Here is a 17,486-nt window from a genome sequence, read left to right on the forward strand (position 1 = left end):
ACAATCCCCTTGATTAATATAATTCTTTTCTTTCAGCAGCTATTGAATAAGAGAATCTATTTGAATTTGTTTCATATAAATTATTTTTCATCTGCAACTCCGCTTGTCTTATCACGAGCTCGGTCGCTTCGGGGATTTCATCAGGCGGATACTTGTATTTTTTTAGTAAGCGTTTGATGAGTGAGCGCATGTTTGCTTTGGCATCATTACGTTTGTACCAATCTGGAGTCTTGTTCTCAGAAATAAGTTGAATAAGGTTCTTCGCCATCTCCCGAAGCACATCCGATTGATAGTGCTCCTTAACCAATTCGGGTTTTGCTAGAGCATCATAGAAGGCTTGTTCTTCAGGTGATAGATGCAAATCGATACCTTCATTGATGGCTGACTCAATTTCCTTTGCAATATCAATCATCTGCGTAATCAGCACATTAATGTCTTCAACTTGATTGTACCGCTCGACGATGTTCTTCAATTTCTCAGAGAAGAAGCCAGAGCGAACAATATTGGTTTGCTCGAACCATTTAATTTTATCGTCGATTAACTTTTTCAATATCGTAGCAGCGACATTCTTTCGTTTCATTGCCATAATTTTTTCTAAATTTTCTACAGATAGAAGACTCTTTTCCTTTTTAGCGGAGATGGATACAACTTCATCGCCGTCTCTAATAATCGCTTGTTCGATCATCGCTGTAATTTTCTTCTTAAAAGCTTCTACATCTGGCATTCCATCACGTTCGACCTTAACGATAAATGATTTTACTGCCATGAAAAAGCTTACTTGTACACGAACGGGAAAATCCAAAGCAGTCGCACAGATGTTATAAGCGCTTTGGAGCCTCGCTACATGCTTAAGAAACACTTCCTTAGCTCGCTCTTTAAGTACATGCTCTACGCCGTCTTGAATCAATTCAAACCGCTCTTTGGGCGTTGCATTCATGTACTTACTGAAATCAAAGCCATGGAACATACCCTCAAGAATTTCTACTTCGGTCATGAGGATTTCCTTAGCTTTTTCAATCTCAGGAACACTGTTTTTATCACGGCTTGTATAAGTATTAAGTGCTTCCTTCAAATACTTGCTAAGCCCGATGTAATCAACAATCAGTCCAGCTTGTTTATCTTTGTATACACGATTAACCCTTGCGATCGCTTGCATCAAATTATGTTCTTTCATAATTTTATCGATGTACATGGTATCTAGGCTTGGAACATCGAAGCCAGTTAGCCACATATCAACGACTATAGCTATCTTCATATCACTGTTATCGTCCTTGAACTGATTGGCGAGCGTCTGACGATGTTGCTTGTTGCCGATGATATCTCTCATTTCCTGATTCGTGTCTTTGTTGCTATCGCTCAGCACTAGCCCGATTTTGGCACCAATTTCAGGAGACTTTTCTTTAATAAGTTGATACATGCGGTAGGCGATTTTGCGAGAATAAGCAACAATCATTGCTTTACCTTTGAGTATATCCTTGCGAATATCATAATGTGCAAGAATATCGTCTACGACAAGATTAAGGCGATCTTCGTCACCTATTACGGCTTCCATTGTTACAAGGTCCTTTTTCAGCTTTTCAATCTTTTCAGGTGTAAGTCCTTGAGCCTCGATACTGGCAACTTCCTTGTCGATCTGATCGAGAATGCCTTCGTCCAAATGCACTTTAGCGAGACGATTCTCATAATGCAAATCGACGGTTGCACCGTCTAACTTCGCTTGTGTCATATCGTATACATCAATGAGTTCACCGAAGACACCAATGGTTGACTTATCGTTGGAATCAACCGGCGTACCAGTAAATCCAATAAATGTAGCATTCGGCAGGGCATCTCGCAGATATTTGGCATAACCATAGACGAGTTCAGCTTCAAGCGTCTTTTTGTCAATTTTGATATCGGGGTCTATACCGTATTGGGAACGGTGTGCCTCATCGGCTATTACGATAATATCGTGACGATTCGAGAGTAAGCCAGTTTCCTCGGTAAACTTCTGAATTGTGGTGAAGAAGATTCCCCCAATGGAACGATGTTCCAGTAATTCAATTAAGTTTTCCCTGGATTCAGCTCGTACAGGCGCTTGCCTAAGAAAATCCGCCGCGCTGCTGAATGTACCATGTATTTGCTCATCGAGATCATTCCGGTCTGTTACCACAACAATAGTAGGGTTGTTCAGACGAGCAATAAGACCAGCCGATAGAAATACCATCGAAAATGACTTTCCGGAGCCTTGCGTATGCCAAACAACACCGCCGCGTTTATCACCATCAACCGCTCGAACAACACTGTCTATTGCTTTATTCATACCAAAGTATTGATGATAGCCGGAAATAATCTTGGCTTTGCCACCAGCAAAGAAGCTATAGTTACGAATAACATCAAGAAGCCGCTCTTTGTTCAAAAGCCCTTTCATTAATGTGCCAATCTGAGCGATATGAGGTTCATCTACGATAGGAGAATGGCGGTCTACCTGCTTCCATTGCATATAGCGGTCATAATCAGCCGTAATCGAACCGAATTTTGCGTTCACACCATCGCTTATGATACTAAACGCATTATAGTGAAAGAGGGGCTTGATGATATCCTGATAAGTCTTGATTTGTAAATAGCCATCATGGATCGTTGCATCCTCGCGAACCGCTGATTTAAGCTCAATAACGACGAGCGGCAACCCATTAACGAACACCACGACATCAGGTCGTTTCTCAGCCTTATGAATGACTGTAAACTGATTAATTGCTTTAAAATCGTTGTTATATGGATGGTCAAAGTCGATAACCTTAACAATACGCGAAGGAATGTCCTCCCCGTATACTTCAATTCGTACACCTTCAATGAGAAAACGTTGAAACTGCTGATTAGCGGAAACCAGACTAGCATCATCAATGTATAGCAGCTTGCGAAATGCAGCTTCTATGACTTCTACTGACAAAGTTGGATTAATCACATAAAGAGCTTCTCGTAAATCTTCTTCAAGAACAACCGAATGGTAATCACGAACAAGGTCGTAGCCTTTTTGAACTTTATATTCCAATTCATCCTGAAACAAATCAAGGACAATTGATTCTAAGCTATCTTCGGTAAACATGGTTTCACCGCCAGTCTATAATTCAAGCTCCGACACGTCGATTTCCCCTGACATAAGCTTGGGGAGGAGGGTGTCGCGGAGATTGGATAAATTTTTATTCTGCCGATTATTAGATTTTATTTTCTCAAATATCGGCTTAAATTTTTCAGCTAAATCTTTCATTAATTTTTCAGGAGCCACGACAAAATTTAACGATTCAAAAGTTTGAAAGGTAATTTGTGGGAAAGTACCTGATCGAGATTCAGCAACTTTTTGAAGATAATTCACTGTTTCTTGATTAGTTAAATAAAAGTAGAGCATTACGGGGTCTACATAGCTTTTCGCTCTTAGAACCATTAATTTGGTGGAAACGACATAATTATCAGAATCAAAATCAACGTATGCATACCGTTTATTTTCTGGTCGAATCTCACTGTACAATATATCATTTCTCATAATACTTTTTTTAGCTTGACCTGGTAAATTAGCTACATTGGAGTATGTTTCATGAAGTATTTCACCTTCAAGAATATCAGAAGTGTTTAAAAATATAATTTCGTCTTTTATGAACTTATATGTTTTGGAGACAGATTCTACTAAATCAGATATTTTTGAGTTTTTCCATCCTTTTGGAATCTCTTTCCCTAATTCCTCACACCATTCCATCTCTCCGCCACTAGACTTATATGGTTCACTGTTTTCATTCGGAAACTCAAAATCAATAAACCATTGCGTGAAAATCACCTGAACCATTTGCTCCATTACTTTGTTCAAACGGTTGTTTAGTTCAATTTTGTCGTCGAAACTATCAATTATTTTCACAATCTTTTTTTGTATATGGATTTTAGGCACCGGTATTGGTAAACCTTTTAAAATTGACAAGTTAATTAGTGGTATTGTTGATCCTGTATTTAACAACTTGATATATTTGTTCATTTTTGAACTTGCAAACCAATAATAAGCATAAAAATAATCTACAATATTCCCATCTACTCTAGCTCTTAATTGCTTATTTGAAATAACATATTTTGGATATTTGCAATTTGGAGTTATTATTCCTACCTGCCCAATTGTGCCAGCAGCAGTGAAAATTAAGTCATTTACTTCAGCATAAGTATTTAGTTCATCAGCCTTTTCATTAGTTACAAACACAAATCCATCATCAACAAATCTAGTCAAATCTTGTGTTATGTTATTCCCTCTAATAACTGGAATACCATTATCCACAAAATACTTACTAGAAATATTTGATCCAAATGGACCCGATATTATAGAGCCCTTTTCTTTTAAGCAGACATCACTCAAGGTGAATACTGACCAACCAGAAGCCAACTTCCCAAAGTTCTGCTCAAATTTCTCTGTTTCAACACTCATATCCAATAGCCTCCAGACTTTTCTTAATCTTCTCGTCTAAAACAGAAGACTCCGACATTAAATCAGAAAGCTCAGAAACAAGTTTTTCCATCTTTTCTTCCAACGGCTCTTCATCGATAATTTCTTTCACACCAACGTATCGACCTGGAGTTAGTACATTTTTATTTTTCTGGATTTCCTCCAGCGTAACCGATTTGCAGAAACCGACCTCATTTTGATATCCGTCATTGTTAATCCACTTATGGTAAGTCTCCGTAATAAGTCTAATATCTGCATCATCAAGTTCACGCAACCTACGACTAATCATCGTACCTTTATCTCGCGCATCAATGAACAGCACTTCACCATTGCGTTTCTTAACGCGACGAAGAAACCACAAACATACCGGAATACCTGTTGTAAAGAACAGTTTATCTGGCAAGGCAACGATACAATCGACCAAATCCTCTTCAATAAATTGCGTGCGAATATTACCCTCACCAGATGTTTGAGAAGACAAAGAACCATTCGCCAATACTATACCAGCAACGCCTTTGGATGGTTTTAACTTCGTTAGCATATGAGATAACCACGCATAATTAGCATTACCTTTTGCCGGAATGCCCCATTTCCAGCGTGGATCTGACAAAAGACTGTCTTGTCCCCAATCACTAATGTTAAATGGAGGATTAGCAAGAATATAATCAAATTTCTCATCTTTAAATTGGTCACTATGGAAAGTGTCATCATGAGTGTTGCCAAGGTTTGCCTCAATACTCCGAATTGCAAGGTTCATAGTTGCAAGTCTACGAGTCTCAGCATTCAATTCTTGACCGTATACAGACAGGTTAAAGGCATTACCACCATGCGCTTTAACGAACTTTTGCGCTTGAACGAACATCCCGCCGGAGCCACAGCATGGGTCATAGATTGTACCTTCATATGGCTCAATCATCTCGACAAGCAATTTAACAATACTGCTCGGCGTATAAAATTCGCCACCGCCCTGACCGAGCATAAAGGCAAATTTGCCAAGGAAATATTCGTATACGCGACCAAGCGCGTCTTCTTCAATTAGAAGTGTATTCGAGTTTTCGAATACCATAACGACCTCGCCAACTCTACGTTGGTCAATATCTGCGCCGGAATAAATTTTGGGCAAAACGCCTGCCAAAATTTTATTCTCTTTCTCAATCGCTATAAATGCCTCATCTATGACTTGACCAATATTCGGCTTGGTTGCCTGCTCAATAATGAATTTCCAGCGAGCTATCTCCGGTACATAAAATACATTGAAACGCTCATATTCATCGCGATCATCTTCAAAGCCGTCACCTTCAGCAATAAGCTCTTTATAACGCAAGTCGAATCGATCGGAGATATATTTAAGAAAAATGATGCCGAGTACGACATCTTTATATTTAGAGGCTGCAATACTGCCTCTGAGCTTATCTGCTGCTGCCCATAATTTGTCTTCCATGCTGGTAACTAAGTTTTCTTTTGCCATTCGTGAATGCCTCCGTCGAATATATTACTTTGTTAGTAGAAAAGGGTAGCGACTACAGTTTGACAGGAAACATGAGTTCTGTCTTTATTCAATTATTGTAAAACGAAACATTCTATAAACAACTTTAGTTTGATAATTTTCGACGCGTCAGTTGTAGTTTCCTGCATTCATAGTGAAAAAGTCCTATATATGGAAGGACTGGAAGGACATTAATTCACAATTGTTTCCCAAAATAAATTTAATACAGAAATGAAATCAGCGCCAAATATTCTGATGCGATTAGTTAGTTAACAAAATAAATGGGATAATCAATTAAAGCTTGGATGCCCTTTTTACCTTGTATCTCAAAAGCTTTTTTCCCCTTGAGTATAATGTTCTGATGCTTTTCACGTAAGGTGTCATGGCTATTGTAAATTCTGCTTAACTGGACACGATTATAAATCTGTCCGAAATTTGGGAATAACTTCTCTTTTAACGGATTTACAAAATATCCAGGTTTGAAAAAAACATTAATAAACTTAAGTAGCTTTTCTATTGTCTTGCCATTTATGGTATCGTGTTTTGGATCAAACCTATCGTCAAGTTCCCGACCATGTAAATACTGACGGCATCGTTCGATATGCTGCTCAAGTGAATCCGACATTTGAACGGTTAATTGATATTCCTCTTCGTCAAGATCGTTAAAAATACGGAGAAGTAGCGTATACGCCTTTATATTTTCCAATTGACAATCCAAGTAATAAATGAAGTTTAGATAATCCAAATGACTCGGTTTATTGTCTAAATTAAATCTCTTTCTACATTCAACACGTTTTATCCAGAAATCTTCGTAGAAATCATAAAACAACCAGATTAAATCATTCACGGATTCGCTTTCTTTAAGCGATGCTATTTCAACTAACCGTAACTGCCATTTATCTTCATTGTTCTCCTGCTTGTATCTTTCTTCGGTTCTGTCGTAATAAAAACGGAAACTACGCGTTTTGTGGTAATCCGCCGAGGGCTTCATATATCGTGTGTCTTGCGGATTCAAATCTTGTTTTCCAAATTCCTGAATAATCTCGCAAGCGTCCCCATAATTAATGATCCGGTAATCACAAAACATTGCTCCGAAGCCCAATGGTAGAATGCGATCATCTCGATAAACAGGGAAAATGACATATCCCTGTGTCAAATACTCCTTGGCAAAGCCAGGACGAACATTCGCCTCGTCCAGCTTGAGCATTCTGCGAATACGACTATCACTGGAAAGATCTCGTTCTTTAATAATGAGTGGAGGACATTTCATTTTCTCTAATTCTTTCATAAATTGATACAACTTTATCACCTTCTTTTCTGTGCATAAATGATAAAACCAAACGAGCGGTTGTCAATCTTTTTGTTGACAATCCTTCGTTTGGTTTTATAATGCCAGCATATTATGGCTTGAATTGTCTTGGGAATTATTTCAAGGCAAGCTGTACCTGTTTTGCAATAGGTGTAGTGCGCCGCAGATTTATGATCTGTGGATTTGACAAAGAAAATTATAATAATGGAGGATGCATAAAAGATGCAACTTACTGAGCCTGAAAAAGTACAAAGAATGAAAAGATTGAGTGTCGTTAGCTTGAAAATGGTTAAGGAAACAACGCTATCCTATCGGTCAAACGTGATACGTAAGCCGCAGGATGCATTTGAAATCGCAAAAGATTTCATCGGCGACGAAGATCGAGAGCATTGTATGTTAATTTGTTTGGATACCAAAAATAAAGTGAATGCAATCCAAACGATTGGAATCGGCAGCCTTAACGCCGCAATTGTGCATCCGCGTGAGGTATTTAAAATCGCCATACTGAGTAACAGTGCCAGCATTATTTTTGCTCATAATCATCCGAGTTCGGATTGCACTCCTTCACAGGAGGATATCAAAATCACGGAACGCATTAAACAAGCCGGTGAAATCATTGGAATTGATCTCTGCGACTCTATTATCGTTTCGGATGATAATTGCTACAGTATGAAGGAACATGGCTTTATATAAGAAATTACTTGAGGGAACGTATCGTTCCTTCTCCTTTGAACATCTATTGGTCACCACGCCACGATAACCTTGTTGATGCAAGGTTTGTAACAATGGGAGGCAATGCCTCTTGCTTTAGAGAAAGGTGTTCAACTGCTATAACAACAGCGTGTAGCCCTTAGAGGTTAGATGCTTTTTCGCATTGGTATGAAGTTTGTTCTCGACTGAAATCGGTTTTGTCGTAAAGCGACATAACCGGCACTTTCACCCCCTTTATCTGGCGTTGATGAAAAGTATCGCGGCAGCGATATTTTTCATCAGGCAGGTAGAGGGGGTATCTTTGTCGTACTTTCGCATGGGAGCTTACGTTACGCTTATTCAATTAGTCGGAGATCTTTATTTCAATTGCGAATTGATATGGGACGATCAGACTTGCGAATTTTATATTGAGTGACACGCATGATAGGCTGATTAGCATCGCGAATTTGTATGTTTCGCGGCTTTCGCGAGAAACCATGCCCGTAGAGGCTCCATGTCGAATCGCTTTGCCGCAGAGGTTTAGGACGTAAATTAACACAAGCGTTCATTTGCTGTTATAATTCCAGCGAAATGAGGTGATTGTGTTATGAAACAAGACAAGCTAATACAGGCGCTATCAGATCAGCCTAAATATGAAGGAAAATATTTTTCCGGACGCAAAAAACGAACCAAGCCTAAAAAACATTTCGAAATATCAGATAAACAGCGTAAAATCGACCATCTATCGAGCAAGCGTCGTCATGCGTTGCTCCGATTACATGCTGATTTGGATAAGCTCTTAATCGCTAACTCGAAAGTCACACGCTACTCAGACGGTAAACAAACCAAGCATCATGCCAAAAAAGGCGGTAACGGCAACCTCGGGGTTGAAGGTATTTGGTCATCCATTACCTATGAACGCTACAAAAAGTCATGCAAAACTTTTTTGAAATATTGCTTCGATAATTTCGAAAACGTAAACCAGGTACGGGATATCAAACCCCGCATGCTAGGTCAATTTATAAACTCATTACTCGAAAAAGATAGATCGGCTAAAACCATCTCCGCTTATGTAAGTGCTATTCAAAAAATGGCTGAATCGGCTGTCAAAGTCGGCATCAAGGGGCATGCTCGTTTAGTTAATGAAAAGCATCGACAGATGATACCAATCGCTCGGAAGGCAGAACGACGGCGCGGCAGCGTCGGAGGCGTGGGTTATTCGCTACGGGAAGCACAAGTAATCGTCAAGCAATGCGGTAAGCATTACAGCATATACGAGCAAGCCTTGCTAGAGCTCTTGTTGTATTCATGCCCCCGAATAAGCGAAGTATTAAAAATATCGTTTGATCAAATCGACTTCGAGAACAAATGCATCGTAATGAACAAAAAAAATCAAAACAAAAATAATCGCCCTCGCCTAATCCCCGTACCGGAATCCACCCTTCAAAAGCTCAAAATGATAGAGGCTTACCTACCCAGCCCACAAACCAATATATGGGGTCATCGAATGACGGAAAAGCACATTCGCCAGCTCGTCAAAAGCTGCGTAAGCTATGGAAAGGTCGGCAAATATTGCGGAGTACATGATTTTCGAAAGGCAGGGCTACAATGGCATACAAAGCGGTTGCAAAAATGGAGTAAAGAGCAGTTGGTCAAAGAAATAATGCAATTTGTCGGCGTCGATCCAAAGCTAAATCCATTAATCAAAAGGGATGGCTTACTCGAGCATAAATATAAGTCGAGGTCGTTACTGAAACGTCAAAAGCGATGGCTGATCAATCAATATTGCGCGCAGCTGCTAGGGCACTCGAGGAATGACTCCAGTTATCCATACCGAAGATAATAATCATTTTTATGCCATCCGTTTTTGATGGCATTTTTTTCACCTCCAAAGCAGCCCAAAGAAAAAAATCTGATTTCAAAAAAGGATTATTTAATTTCCGGCTCAACTATAAGGTCAGATGGTCAGAAATGACCATCAAACAAGGGGGTATAAAAAATGTCAAAACAAAGACAGCAACAGCCGCAAATCAAATTTTATGCAAGCAGCGACGAAACAAAAAAAGCATTCAAAGTATTTTGCGCCCGTAAAGGGCTTTCCATCCAACAAGTGCTTGAAGCTTATATGATGCAACTATTGGACAAGGGGGATGCCGAATAATGAATTCACTCTCCAATAAGTTACTTCTCGACGAGCATCCGTTACTCATCCTGCCTTCGCTTGCTTTTATTATCGGATTAAATGAAAGCATTGTGCTCCAACAAATGCACTACTGGCTTCAGAAAAGCAGGAACCACCGCGACGGACGGATGTGGGTGTATAACACGTATGAGGGTTGGCATGAGCAATTTCGTTTTTGGTCCATCAGCAAAATTAGACGGATTATCGGCAATCTCGAGAAGGCGGGTATCGTCATCACCGGAAATTATAATCAGCTCAAAATCGACAACACCAAATGGTACAGCATCGATTACGACAAGTTAAATCTACTGGTCAGATCACCTGCTCAAAATGAACAGACGGAGCCTTCAATTTGGACAGACGAGCAGTTCAACATGGTCATGCCATTACCAAAGACTTCTTCAGATACTACAACAGATATAGGAATCAAGAATACTTTGTATTCTTCGCCAAGCAACGAAGACAAACAGCAGCATCGTAAATCGCAGAAAAACCAATCGCCAACAGGAGTTGGTTCCTCAGCCGCCGTCCTGACCTATATCTCGTCTATCGGTTCAAAAGGCGAATACGCTTTGACGAAAAAAGCTGTTCAGTTGCTAGAAACCAATACATCAGCGAAACAGGCTTTCGTTGCCTTAATATCAGCAAATGGTTGGAAGCATTATACAACAAAAACGCAACGTGACAGCATGTTAAAGATCCTCTCAACCTATATAAATGTGTTTGGTTGCTTTCCCACAGATGATGAGCTGATCTGGCTTGACGATATGCGCTCTAGCGATGCCATTTATAAGCCAAAAACAATTCGCAGCGCCATATATCTAGCGAAGTCGGATGAACATGAGCTGCTGAATCCTGATTTCCACGGCTATGTGACAGAAGCTCATAAGCGTTTAATGAGCTACATTCCTGCTGACAAAATCAGCAAGAGCAAAAAGAAAGTTGTTCAGGATCATTCAAGTCCCAGTGATTTTGCAACAACTACCGGCTTATTCGAATAGGAGGACAATATGAATACGAAATGTATAATTGAGAACCCGGCTTGTGATGGCTTAGGTCAAATCATAATTGACGGAGATGTTTACGACTTTTGTTCCTGCACTGATATTCACAAGGCATATGAGCTTTACAAGCAATCCGGAGCAGAGATAAGTCACATGCTCTTTCCATCCCAACTGACACATAATCCGGTCATTCAAACACAGGTTGCAAAGCCAATACGACTCCTTGATCTATTGGAAATCCACGACCGCGAGTTGAAACACATGATTGACCACCGCTGGCATCTGATCTTTATATCTGATACGGGCTATGGAAAAACACAGTACGTGTCCACCTTGCTTCTAATGGCTGCATATCGTAAGTATAGGAGCATCTTTATCGATTTGCGTAAAATACGTGAATGGCTGAAGGACAAAAACGCTAAGCCAATAATTGAAGCAAAGTTAGCTGAAGCGGATATTATCGTGCTTGATGATATAGGCGTAGAAAATTATCAGGACTTCGAGTATATGAGCGTCATGAATAAGCTAGACTCCATTATTCGCACGCATAAAGGCTTGTTAATTGTTACAAGTAACTACAAAATTGCGGATATGAAGAAAGCATATCTGAACACAAGAATTCCTGACGCGTTATTGAAAGGCGATACCAAAATATACGCCTTTCTGGAAAGCAATTTGCGGCAGCGCAAATCAGATCCAAAAATTGATCAGATTCCATAAATCATACGGGGGGATACACAATGAAAAGAGAGAAGATAGAAGTTGGAATTTTGAAGGGATTATGTGCGAATTTGAGGCTATGGAAGACGCTTCTACAGAATAACATTACCGAACTAGATTTTACCGATCCGGTTCGTCAATCTGTCTTTCGAATTTGCAGCATAATGAAATTAAATGGCAAGCTAACTACTGAAATGGTACAACGGCTGGCTGTAAATGAGTCTGATGCAAACAATATTGTTACAACCTATATTGCGAACCAAGCTCCTGAACATGAAGAAAACTTCAAGCTTTTCGTAATTGATCTAACCAAAATCAAACGGCAACAACAGCATGAAGCACTTAAGCGGGAATACATAGGAAAGCGAAACAAAGCAACTGACAAAGAAAGCGTCGATCTGGAATTTGCCAGAAAGCTATTAGCCATCAAAGATACGAACATCCTCTTTGAAAACACATCCGCTGAGGAAATCATAGCGGAGCATTATAAGCAAGAGAAGAGAAAACAAGCTATACCTACATTTCTTAAAGAGCTTGATCAGCATTGCAAGTTCTATCGTGGCGAACCCAACGTAATCGCAGCCGGTTCAGGCGTCGGTAAAACCACAACAATGGTCAATTGTGCCGCGAAAGCAGCAGAAGCCGGTTATAAGGTTCTTATTTTGACACAAGAGATGGATGCTTTGAACCTTGTTTTCAAAGCACTAGCTATCATTTCTGGAAAGGAAGAAGCGTATTGGCGGCTTGAAAACAGATTAGATGACGCCCCTGAGAATTTTGTGTTAACCAAGGAAAATGCCATCCAGTTGCTATCGCATTTTTTTAACGGAAGACTTGTGCTGGAGAATCAAATATTATCGGCTGAGAAGCTATGTCATCGGCTGGAATATGCTGAGGAGCAAGGCTTTGATCTCGTATTTTACGATTACTTCCAATTATGCAAAGCTGAAAAGCCGAAAGCCAATGGTGATTACGAACGATATGCTGAAGTATCCGATATGATTCGGCAATGCGTTAAAGGCAAGGGTCTTGCATTCGTATGGCTTTCGCAGATTACTGCGGATTTGCACGATCCAGGCAATAGCAAATTGAAGAACACATCCAAATTAAAAGACGATGCCGCATCTGTCCTCATCATGTATAAAAAGAAATCAGATCCGCTTCTTCCAGGCATCCATCCGAATTTGTATTGCTACATAAACAAAAACAGATACGGTATCAAGGATCTCGAATTGCCCTTTCCTTTTGATTACAAGCGGCAGCGAATTGGGAGCTATAGCTTTTCCGATATAAACGAGCGTGCCCGAAGCCGAATCCTAGCCCCAACGGCGCTGGATTTATTTGATAAACGAATCAAAATTGGTTTACCGATTTTCGACGAAAACATGAATGTAGTCCCGCCATTTAAGTCAACAGGTAGCGAAGAATATCATGCTTTCGCCATCTCGCCGAAAGCCGGTGAATCAATTGAGGTGTACATTCCATGAAATATAAGCTGGAATTTAAAGAAATGTTTCGTAACGGCGAAACGTGGATATGTCTTGTTAAAACTGAAGATGAAACCGATCCTCACCTTTGGCTTACGGAGCAATTAAATCGTCAATTTCCGGAATTGGATTTGAAGAAAGACAAAATCCTGGAATGGATCAAACGCATTGAAAAGTAATTTCAAACATGAGCTCTAATGGTTTTCATTTTCGTTTTTTATTTTCACAAGCCAAGAAGCAGCCGTGGCAATATTGTCTCGGCTGCTTCTTGGCTTAATATTCGTTCTCAACACGAGCAGTATTATAAATCATCTGCAACCGGTTGCCCGCGCAAGACCAAGCTTCCTTTCTTCAAATGTAAAAAATAACAATTCTTCTAAGTTATAAAAATATATTTTTACGATCTTCATGCTACCAAACGTGATGTAATTTGCACCATTAATACCAAATACTACTATTTAATGCGATATTATCTATTTTCATTTGTGGAATGTCACAAAAATATTGGTAACTTATGGATTTGTATTAAGGCTTACAAGTAACATCAATATATAGTCAAATATCCAGGATTATCAAAAATATATTTATTGGCAGAATTACAGATTCAAAAAATATAAAAAAATATATCATCCATAAATTTCGTTATTGCATTTTTTAAACTAAATATATTTATCAATGATCTTTACATTATCATTTTTGCTTTGTAAATTCCTCTAAGACTAAAGAGCATTTGGCTTTCGTATGATATACCTTGTCAGTCGCGACGACACAATACACTTTAACTGGAGGACATAACGTTGGGAAAAAACATTAACAAATTTCTGAACTCAGAGGCACTTCCTGACGCGATGAGCGTTGACGATATGAAACGCTACCTTGGGATCGGTAGAGTACAAGCATATGAACAGATCAAGAAGAATGATTTTCATTATGTGAAAATTGGTCGCAGTATTCGAATCAGTAAGAAGGCATTTCTTCAATGGTTTGATGGTCAAGACACATCTTAATAAGGGAAGATCGGAAAATGGAATAAATTAGTTGACATTGATCCATTGCCGATTATCATATGCAAAATGCTTAATTTGTTCATTGTTCAGACGGTGTAACAAGCTTTGTTTATTTCACATTAAGCAAAGTGCTAATCGGATGTTCAGATCCGGTAATCAAACAAAAACAAATAACGGAGGAATGAAAATGTTTTTTGTAAACGAAGAACATGAATGCAATTTTTGCCAGTTGTTACGGAAATATCCTAGGGCTCAATCCGATTCACAATACCTATCAGGAATTTATATCGTAGCTCACCCTGTCATATTCGATTTCTGTAGGCAAGATCCGGTTGTTCGGGGAATTGGTCCGTATGATTGGTTCTTTGAGAAATCGAGCAAACCTGGACTTTCCGGCGGTTTCAGTCTCTTGTGCCAAGCTGGACTATGTATTTACAACGATTATCATGAATTTTCCCTTTATGAGGCATTAGGAAATTGGGGTGATGAATTATTCAACGTTTTCACTCAAGCTTGTATGCTTGTGCGTTGTGATCCAATTTTGTTCGATGAACAATTTTTTTAATTGGAAGGAAGCGTGAAAACTGATGGCACGAACAAAAAGTCACTATGCTGGCGTGTATGAACGAAATGATACGGATGGTAAATCGTATTACTTCATTATTTCAACGACTGATCCGAAGACAGGTAAAAGACGGCAAAAAAAATACGGCGGCTATAAGGATAAAGCAACGGCGTACAAAGACCTTACTGATTTAAAGGCTAAACTAAATAAGGGCAAGTACATCCATCCTACGAAAATAACGCTGAAAGAATGGCTCGACAAGTGGGTCGGTAAAAAAGAGTTGACGTTCAGAGAAGTAACGCTGGAATCTTACAAAAATCGAATAAAACACATTGTAGAAGATTATGGAAATTTACAGCTTTACTCGATAACATCGGACATTTTCACCGATCTTCATGGAATGCTGCTGCAGAAGAAGAAAGTTATCTTCAATGGTAAGGAAAAAATCACTACCAATGAAGGTTTGTCTAGCAGAACCATTCACGATACCCTTAAGGTACTGAAAATGGCTTTGATTCAAGCTTACGAAGACGATTTGCTCCCGAAAAATATTACGAAATCGTACAAGCTCCCACCAGAGGGTTCTAAAGATCATAACGTCTTGAAACCGGATGAGGTTCCCATTTTACTTGAAGTGGCTAAGAATGATCCAATGTACGCCGCCATATACATCGCAGTAACGACAGGTATGAGGGAGTCTGAAATACTGGGCTTAAAGTGGGATGCAGTCGATTTTGATAATGGTCATATCGAAGTCAAATCCACTTTAAATGGAGTAAACGGAGTTTACACTGTCAGTAATCGAACGAAAACTCCCTCCAGCAAAAGAACAATCGAAATTGATGATGAGATCATTGATGTGTTAAAGAAACAATACCATCTAATTCAGAGCTACAAAGAAAATGCTCAGGATATGTATCAAAATAATAATTTGGTATGTCCAACAAGCAATGGCACACCAGTGAATCCAAGTAACTTAAGGCGAAGCTTTTATCGTATTTTAAAAAGAGCTGGCGTTACTCGTGTGACCTTTCATGAGTTGAGACATAGTCACTTAACACACTTGTTAATAGCAGGTGTTGATCCAAAAATTACCAGTTTTAGAGCAGGTCACAGCTCCACAAGGGTTACCAGCGATATTTATCAGCACGTCCTTAAAGGCGTTCAAAGGGGCGCCCTCGTGAAATACAGAGAAATAATAAATCCCAAAAATTAATTCTTTGAGGACAAGCTTTCCTGCTTGTTCTTTTTTTAGCCGCATTGTAATCGTTGGTTATTCTCTGAATTCGTAGGTTCAATTATTATCATATGTTACCGAATTGTTACCGCAAAATGAGTTTTCTTGGTGCAGGCAGTAATTCCGTATGTTATTAAATAACTAAAATCCCTTGCGTAGCAAGGGATTTCGGGATTTTATACTTTATGGAGCCTAGGGGGATCGAACCCCTGACCTCATCGCTGCCAGCGATGCGCTCTCCCAGCTGAGCTAAGGCCCCGTGTTGTCGCTTACAAACGTCGACTTTTTGTATTATACATGAATTCGTGATGACAGGCAATACCTGAAATCTAGGATTTTTCTCGTAGTTGACTATCCGAGATGCTGTATGTCGATTCTGTTGCAAAGCGGGAACGAACGTTGTTTTCATGCGTATTTTCATGCTAACCTAGTAATATAAACTAGTTGAACGTTTGGGAGTGACGTAGAAGTGTCAAACGCAGTATTGTATTGGATTTACTTGGGTATCGCTTTCGTTGTGCCGTTTGTGATTGGTGTCCTTATGATGCGAAAAACGAACCGTTTAGGATTCTCCTTTTGGATCACGACGGCGTTAAATATTGTGCTGACGGCTCTCGCAGCTTTGTGGTGGAAGTCCGTAACGACAGATCAGTTTCAGATGATGTTTGGCATGGCCTTTTATGGCGTATCCGCAGTGAATTTAATGGTTATAGAATTTTTTGCCTTATTTAGTATACGTAAAAAAATGAATCCATAAGAGTGAAAGGGGCCGTTATGCCGAAGTTAACTCGATCGAAGACGGTATTCTACGTGTTCCTAGTGGCAGCCATTCTATGGATGGCTTTCATCTATATGAAGTCTGCCGAGCCATATCAGCAGCAGAGCTTGAAGCCATACTTGGAATCGAAATTTTCCACTGAAAAGTTGAAAGAACATATTCCTAAAGTGAAGTTTACCTATGATCAACAGGTGATTTCCTGGCAAGATCCCATTAATTTGATTGAATTTTTCATAAGAAAAGCAGGGCACGTTAGCGAATACGCTGTGCTTGCCCTGCTTTGGTCTATAGCTTTACTTGCAAAACCGGTCAGAATGAACATAGCTTTGATCAGCTCCTTCCTAATTTCATTGCTCTACGCAATGTCGGATGAATGGCATCAATCGTTCGTGAAGGACCGAACGGGGCACGGCATCGATGTAGTCGTCGACGGAGTTGGTATTCTGTGTGCGCTCATTCTGATTGCAGTGGTGGTTTCGATACGTAATCGAATTAAATCCAGAAGAATAAGCTAGTTAGAAGTACGTAGACTTTTCTTTTTTTAACGGATTGCCATTTCCAATGC

16 protein-coding genes and 1 tRNA gene are annotated in these 17,486 nt (G+C 39.6%); 12 read left to right on the plus strand and 5 right to left on the minus strand.

Annotation, left to right across the window (positions count from 1 at the left end; genetic code table 11):
• Nucleotides 1–13 precede the first annotated feature (13 nt).
• The 4 genes from HQN88_RS25020 to HQN88_RS25035 all read right to left on the minus strand — a co-directional run bounded on the left by HQN88_RS25020 (nt 14) and on the right by HQN88_RS25035 (nt 7,242).
• Nucleotides 14–3,085 (minus strand): type I restriction endonuclease subunit R, encoded by a 3,072-nt coding sequence (locus HQN88_RS25020; protein WP_173117616.1) that lies wholly within the window; start codon nt 3,083–3,085, stop codon nt 14–16.
• 15 nt (nt 3,086–3,100) lie between these two features.
• Entirely contained in the window at nt 3,101–4,438 is a 1,338-nt protein-coding gene (locus HQN88_RS25025; RefSeq protein ID WP_173117618.1) for a restriction endonuclease subunit S, read from the minus strand.
• Entirely contained in the window at nt 4,428–5,924 is a 1,497-nt protein-coding gene (locus tag HQN88_RS25030; protein ID WP_246320439.1) for a type I restriction-modification system subunit M, read from the minus strand. Before HQN88_RS25030 ends, HQN88_RS25025 begins: the two co-directional genes overlap by 11 nt.
• A gap of 283 nt (nt 5,925–6,207) precedes the next feature.
• Entirely contained in the window at nt 6,208–7,242 is a 1,035-nt protein-coding gene (locus tag HQN88_RS25035) for a hypothetical protein (protein WP_173117620.1), read from the minus strand.
• A 231-nt stretch (nt 7,243–7,473) separates the two neighbouring features.
• On the opposite strand from HQN88_RS25035, the gene HQN88_RS25040 reads away from it, so the two are divergent.
• The 10 genes from HQN88_RS25040 (at nt 7,474) to HQN88_RS25085 (ending at nt 16,122) form a co-directional block, all read left to right on the plus strand.
• Nucleotides 7,474–7,944: a JAB domain-containing protein gene (locus HQN88_RS25040; protein ID WP_246320440.1), complete on the plus strand. Its 471-nt coding sequence runs from the start codon at nt 7,474–7,476 to the stop codon at nt 7,942–7,944.
• Between the two features lie 604 nt (nt 7,945–8,548).
• Nucleotides 8,549–9,784, plus strand: a complete 1,236-nt coding sequence (locus tag HQN88_RS25045; RefSeq protein ID WP_173117621.1) for a tyrosine-type recombinase/integrase — start codon at nt 8,549–8,551, stop codon at nt 9,782–9,784.
• 156 nt (nt 9,785–9,940) lie between these two features.
• Nucleotides 9,941–10,102, plus strand: coding sequence for a hypothetical protein (locus HQN88_RS25050; protein ID WP_173117623.1), 162 nt, complete (start codon nt 9,941–9,943; stop codon nt 10,100–10,102).
• A complete protein-coding gene (locus HQN88_RS25055) occupies nt 10,102–11,124 on the plus strand; it encodes a hypothetical protein (RefSeq protein ID WP_173117625.1) in 1,023 nt (340 codons plus the stop codon). Before HQN88_RS25050 ends, HQN88_RS25055 begins: the two co-directional genes overlap by 1 nt.
• Nucleotides 11,125–11,133: 9 nt before the next feature.
• Nucleotides 11,134–11,847, plus strand: a complete 714-nt coding sequence (locus tag HQN88_RS25060) for an ATP-binding protein (RefSeq protein WP_173117627.1) — start codon at nt 11,134–11,136, stop codon at nt 11,845–11,847.
• 20 nt (nt 11,848–11,867) lie between these two features.
• Nucleotides 11,868–13,334 carry a DnaB-like helicase C-terminal domain-containing protein gene (locus HQN88_RS25065; protein WP_173117629.1) on the plus strand — a complete coding sequence of 489 codons (1,467 nt, stop codon included), beginning with the start codon at nt 11,868–11,870 and terminating at the stop codon, nt 13,332–13,334.
• Nucleotides 13,331–13,513, plus strand: a complete 183-nt coding sequence (locus HQN88_RS25070; protein ID WP_173117631.1) for a hypothetical protein — start codon at nt 13,331–13,333, stop codon at nt 13,511–13,513. The genes HQN88_RS25065 and HQN88_RS25070 overlap by 4 nt, the downstream gene beginning before the upstream one ends.
• A gap of 618 nt (nt 13,514–14,131) precedes the next feature.
• The gene (locus tag HQN88_RS25075) at nt 14,132–14,341 is read left to right on the plus strand and encodes a helix-turn-helix domain-containing protein (protein ID WP_246320441.1); all 210 of its coding nucleotides are present in this window, start codon (nt 14,132–14,134) and stop codon (nt 14,339–14,341) included.
• Between the two features lie 187 nt (nt 14,342–14,528).
• The gene (locus HQN88_RS25080; RefSeq protein ID WP_173117633.1) at nt 14,529–14,906 is read left to right on the plus strand and encodes a hypothetical protein; all 378 of its coding nucleotides are present in this window, start codon (nt 14,529–14,531) and stop codon (nt 14,904–14,906) included.
• A 22-nt stretch (nt 14,907–14,928) separates the two neighbouring features.
• The gene (locus HQN88_RS25085) at nt 14,929–16,122 is read left to right on the plus strand and encodes a site-specific integrase (RefSeq protein WP_173117635.1); all 1,194 of its coding nucleotides are present in this window, start codon (nt 14,929–14,931) and stop codon (nt 16,120–16,122) included.
• 207 nt (nt 16,123–16,329) lie between these two features.
• Here the strand turns inward: HQN88_RS25085 and HQN88_RS25090 are convergent.
• A tRNA-Ala gene (locus HQN88_RS25090) sits at nt 16,330–16,402 on the minus strand.
• Between the two features lie 210 nt (nt 16,403–16,612).
• On the opposite strand from HQN88_RS25090, the gene HQN88_RS25095 reads away from it, so the two are divergent.
• Entirely contained in the window at nt 16,613–16,900 is a 288-nt protein-coding gene (locus HQN88_RS25095; RefSeq protein WP_173117637.1) for a hypothetical protein, read from the plus strand.
• Nucleotides 16,901–16,917: 17 nt separating this feature from the next.
• Nucleotides 16,918–17,436, plus strand: a complete 519-nt coding sequence (locus HQN88_RS25100) for a VanZ family protein (protein WP_173117639.1) — start codon at nt 16,918–16,920, stop codon at nt 17,434–17,436.
• Nucleotides 17,437–17,486: the final 50 nt, after the last annotated feature.

The sequence above is a fragment of the Paenibacillus qinlingensis genome (genome assembly GCF_013204845.1).
In the GTDB taxonomy this organism is placed as follows: domain Bacteria; phylum Bacillota; class Bacilli; order Paenibacillales; family NBRC-103111; genus Paenibacillus_E; species Paenibacillus_E qinlingensis.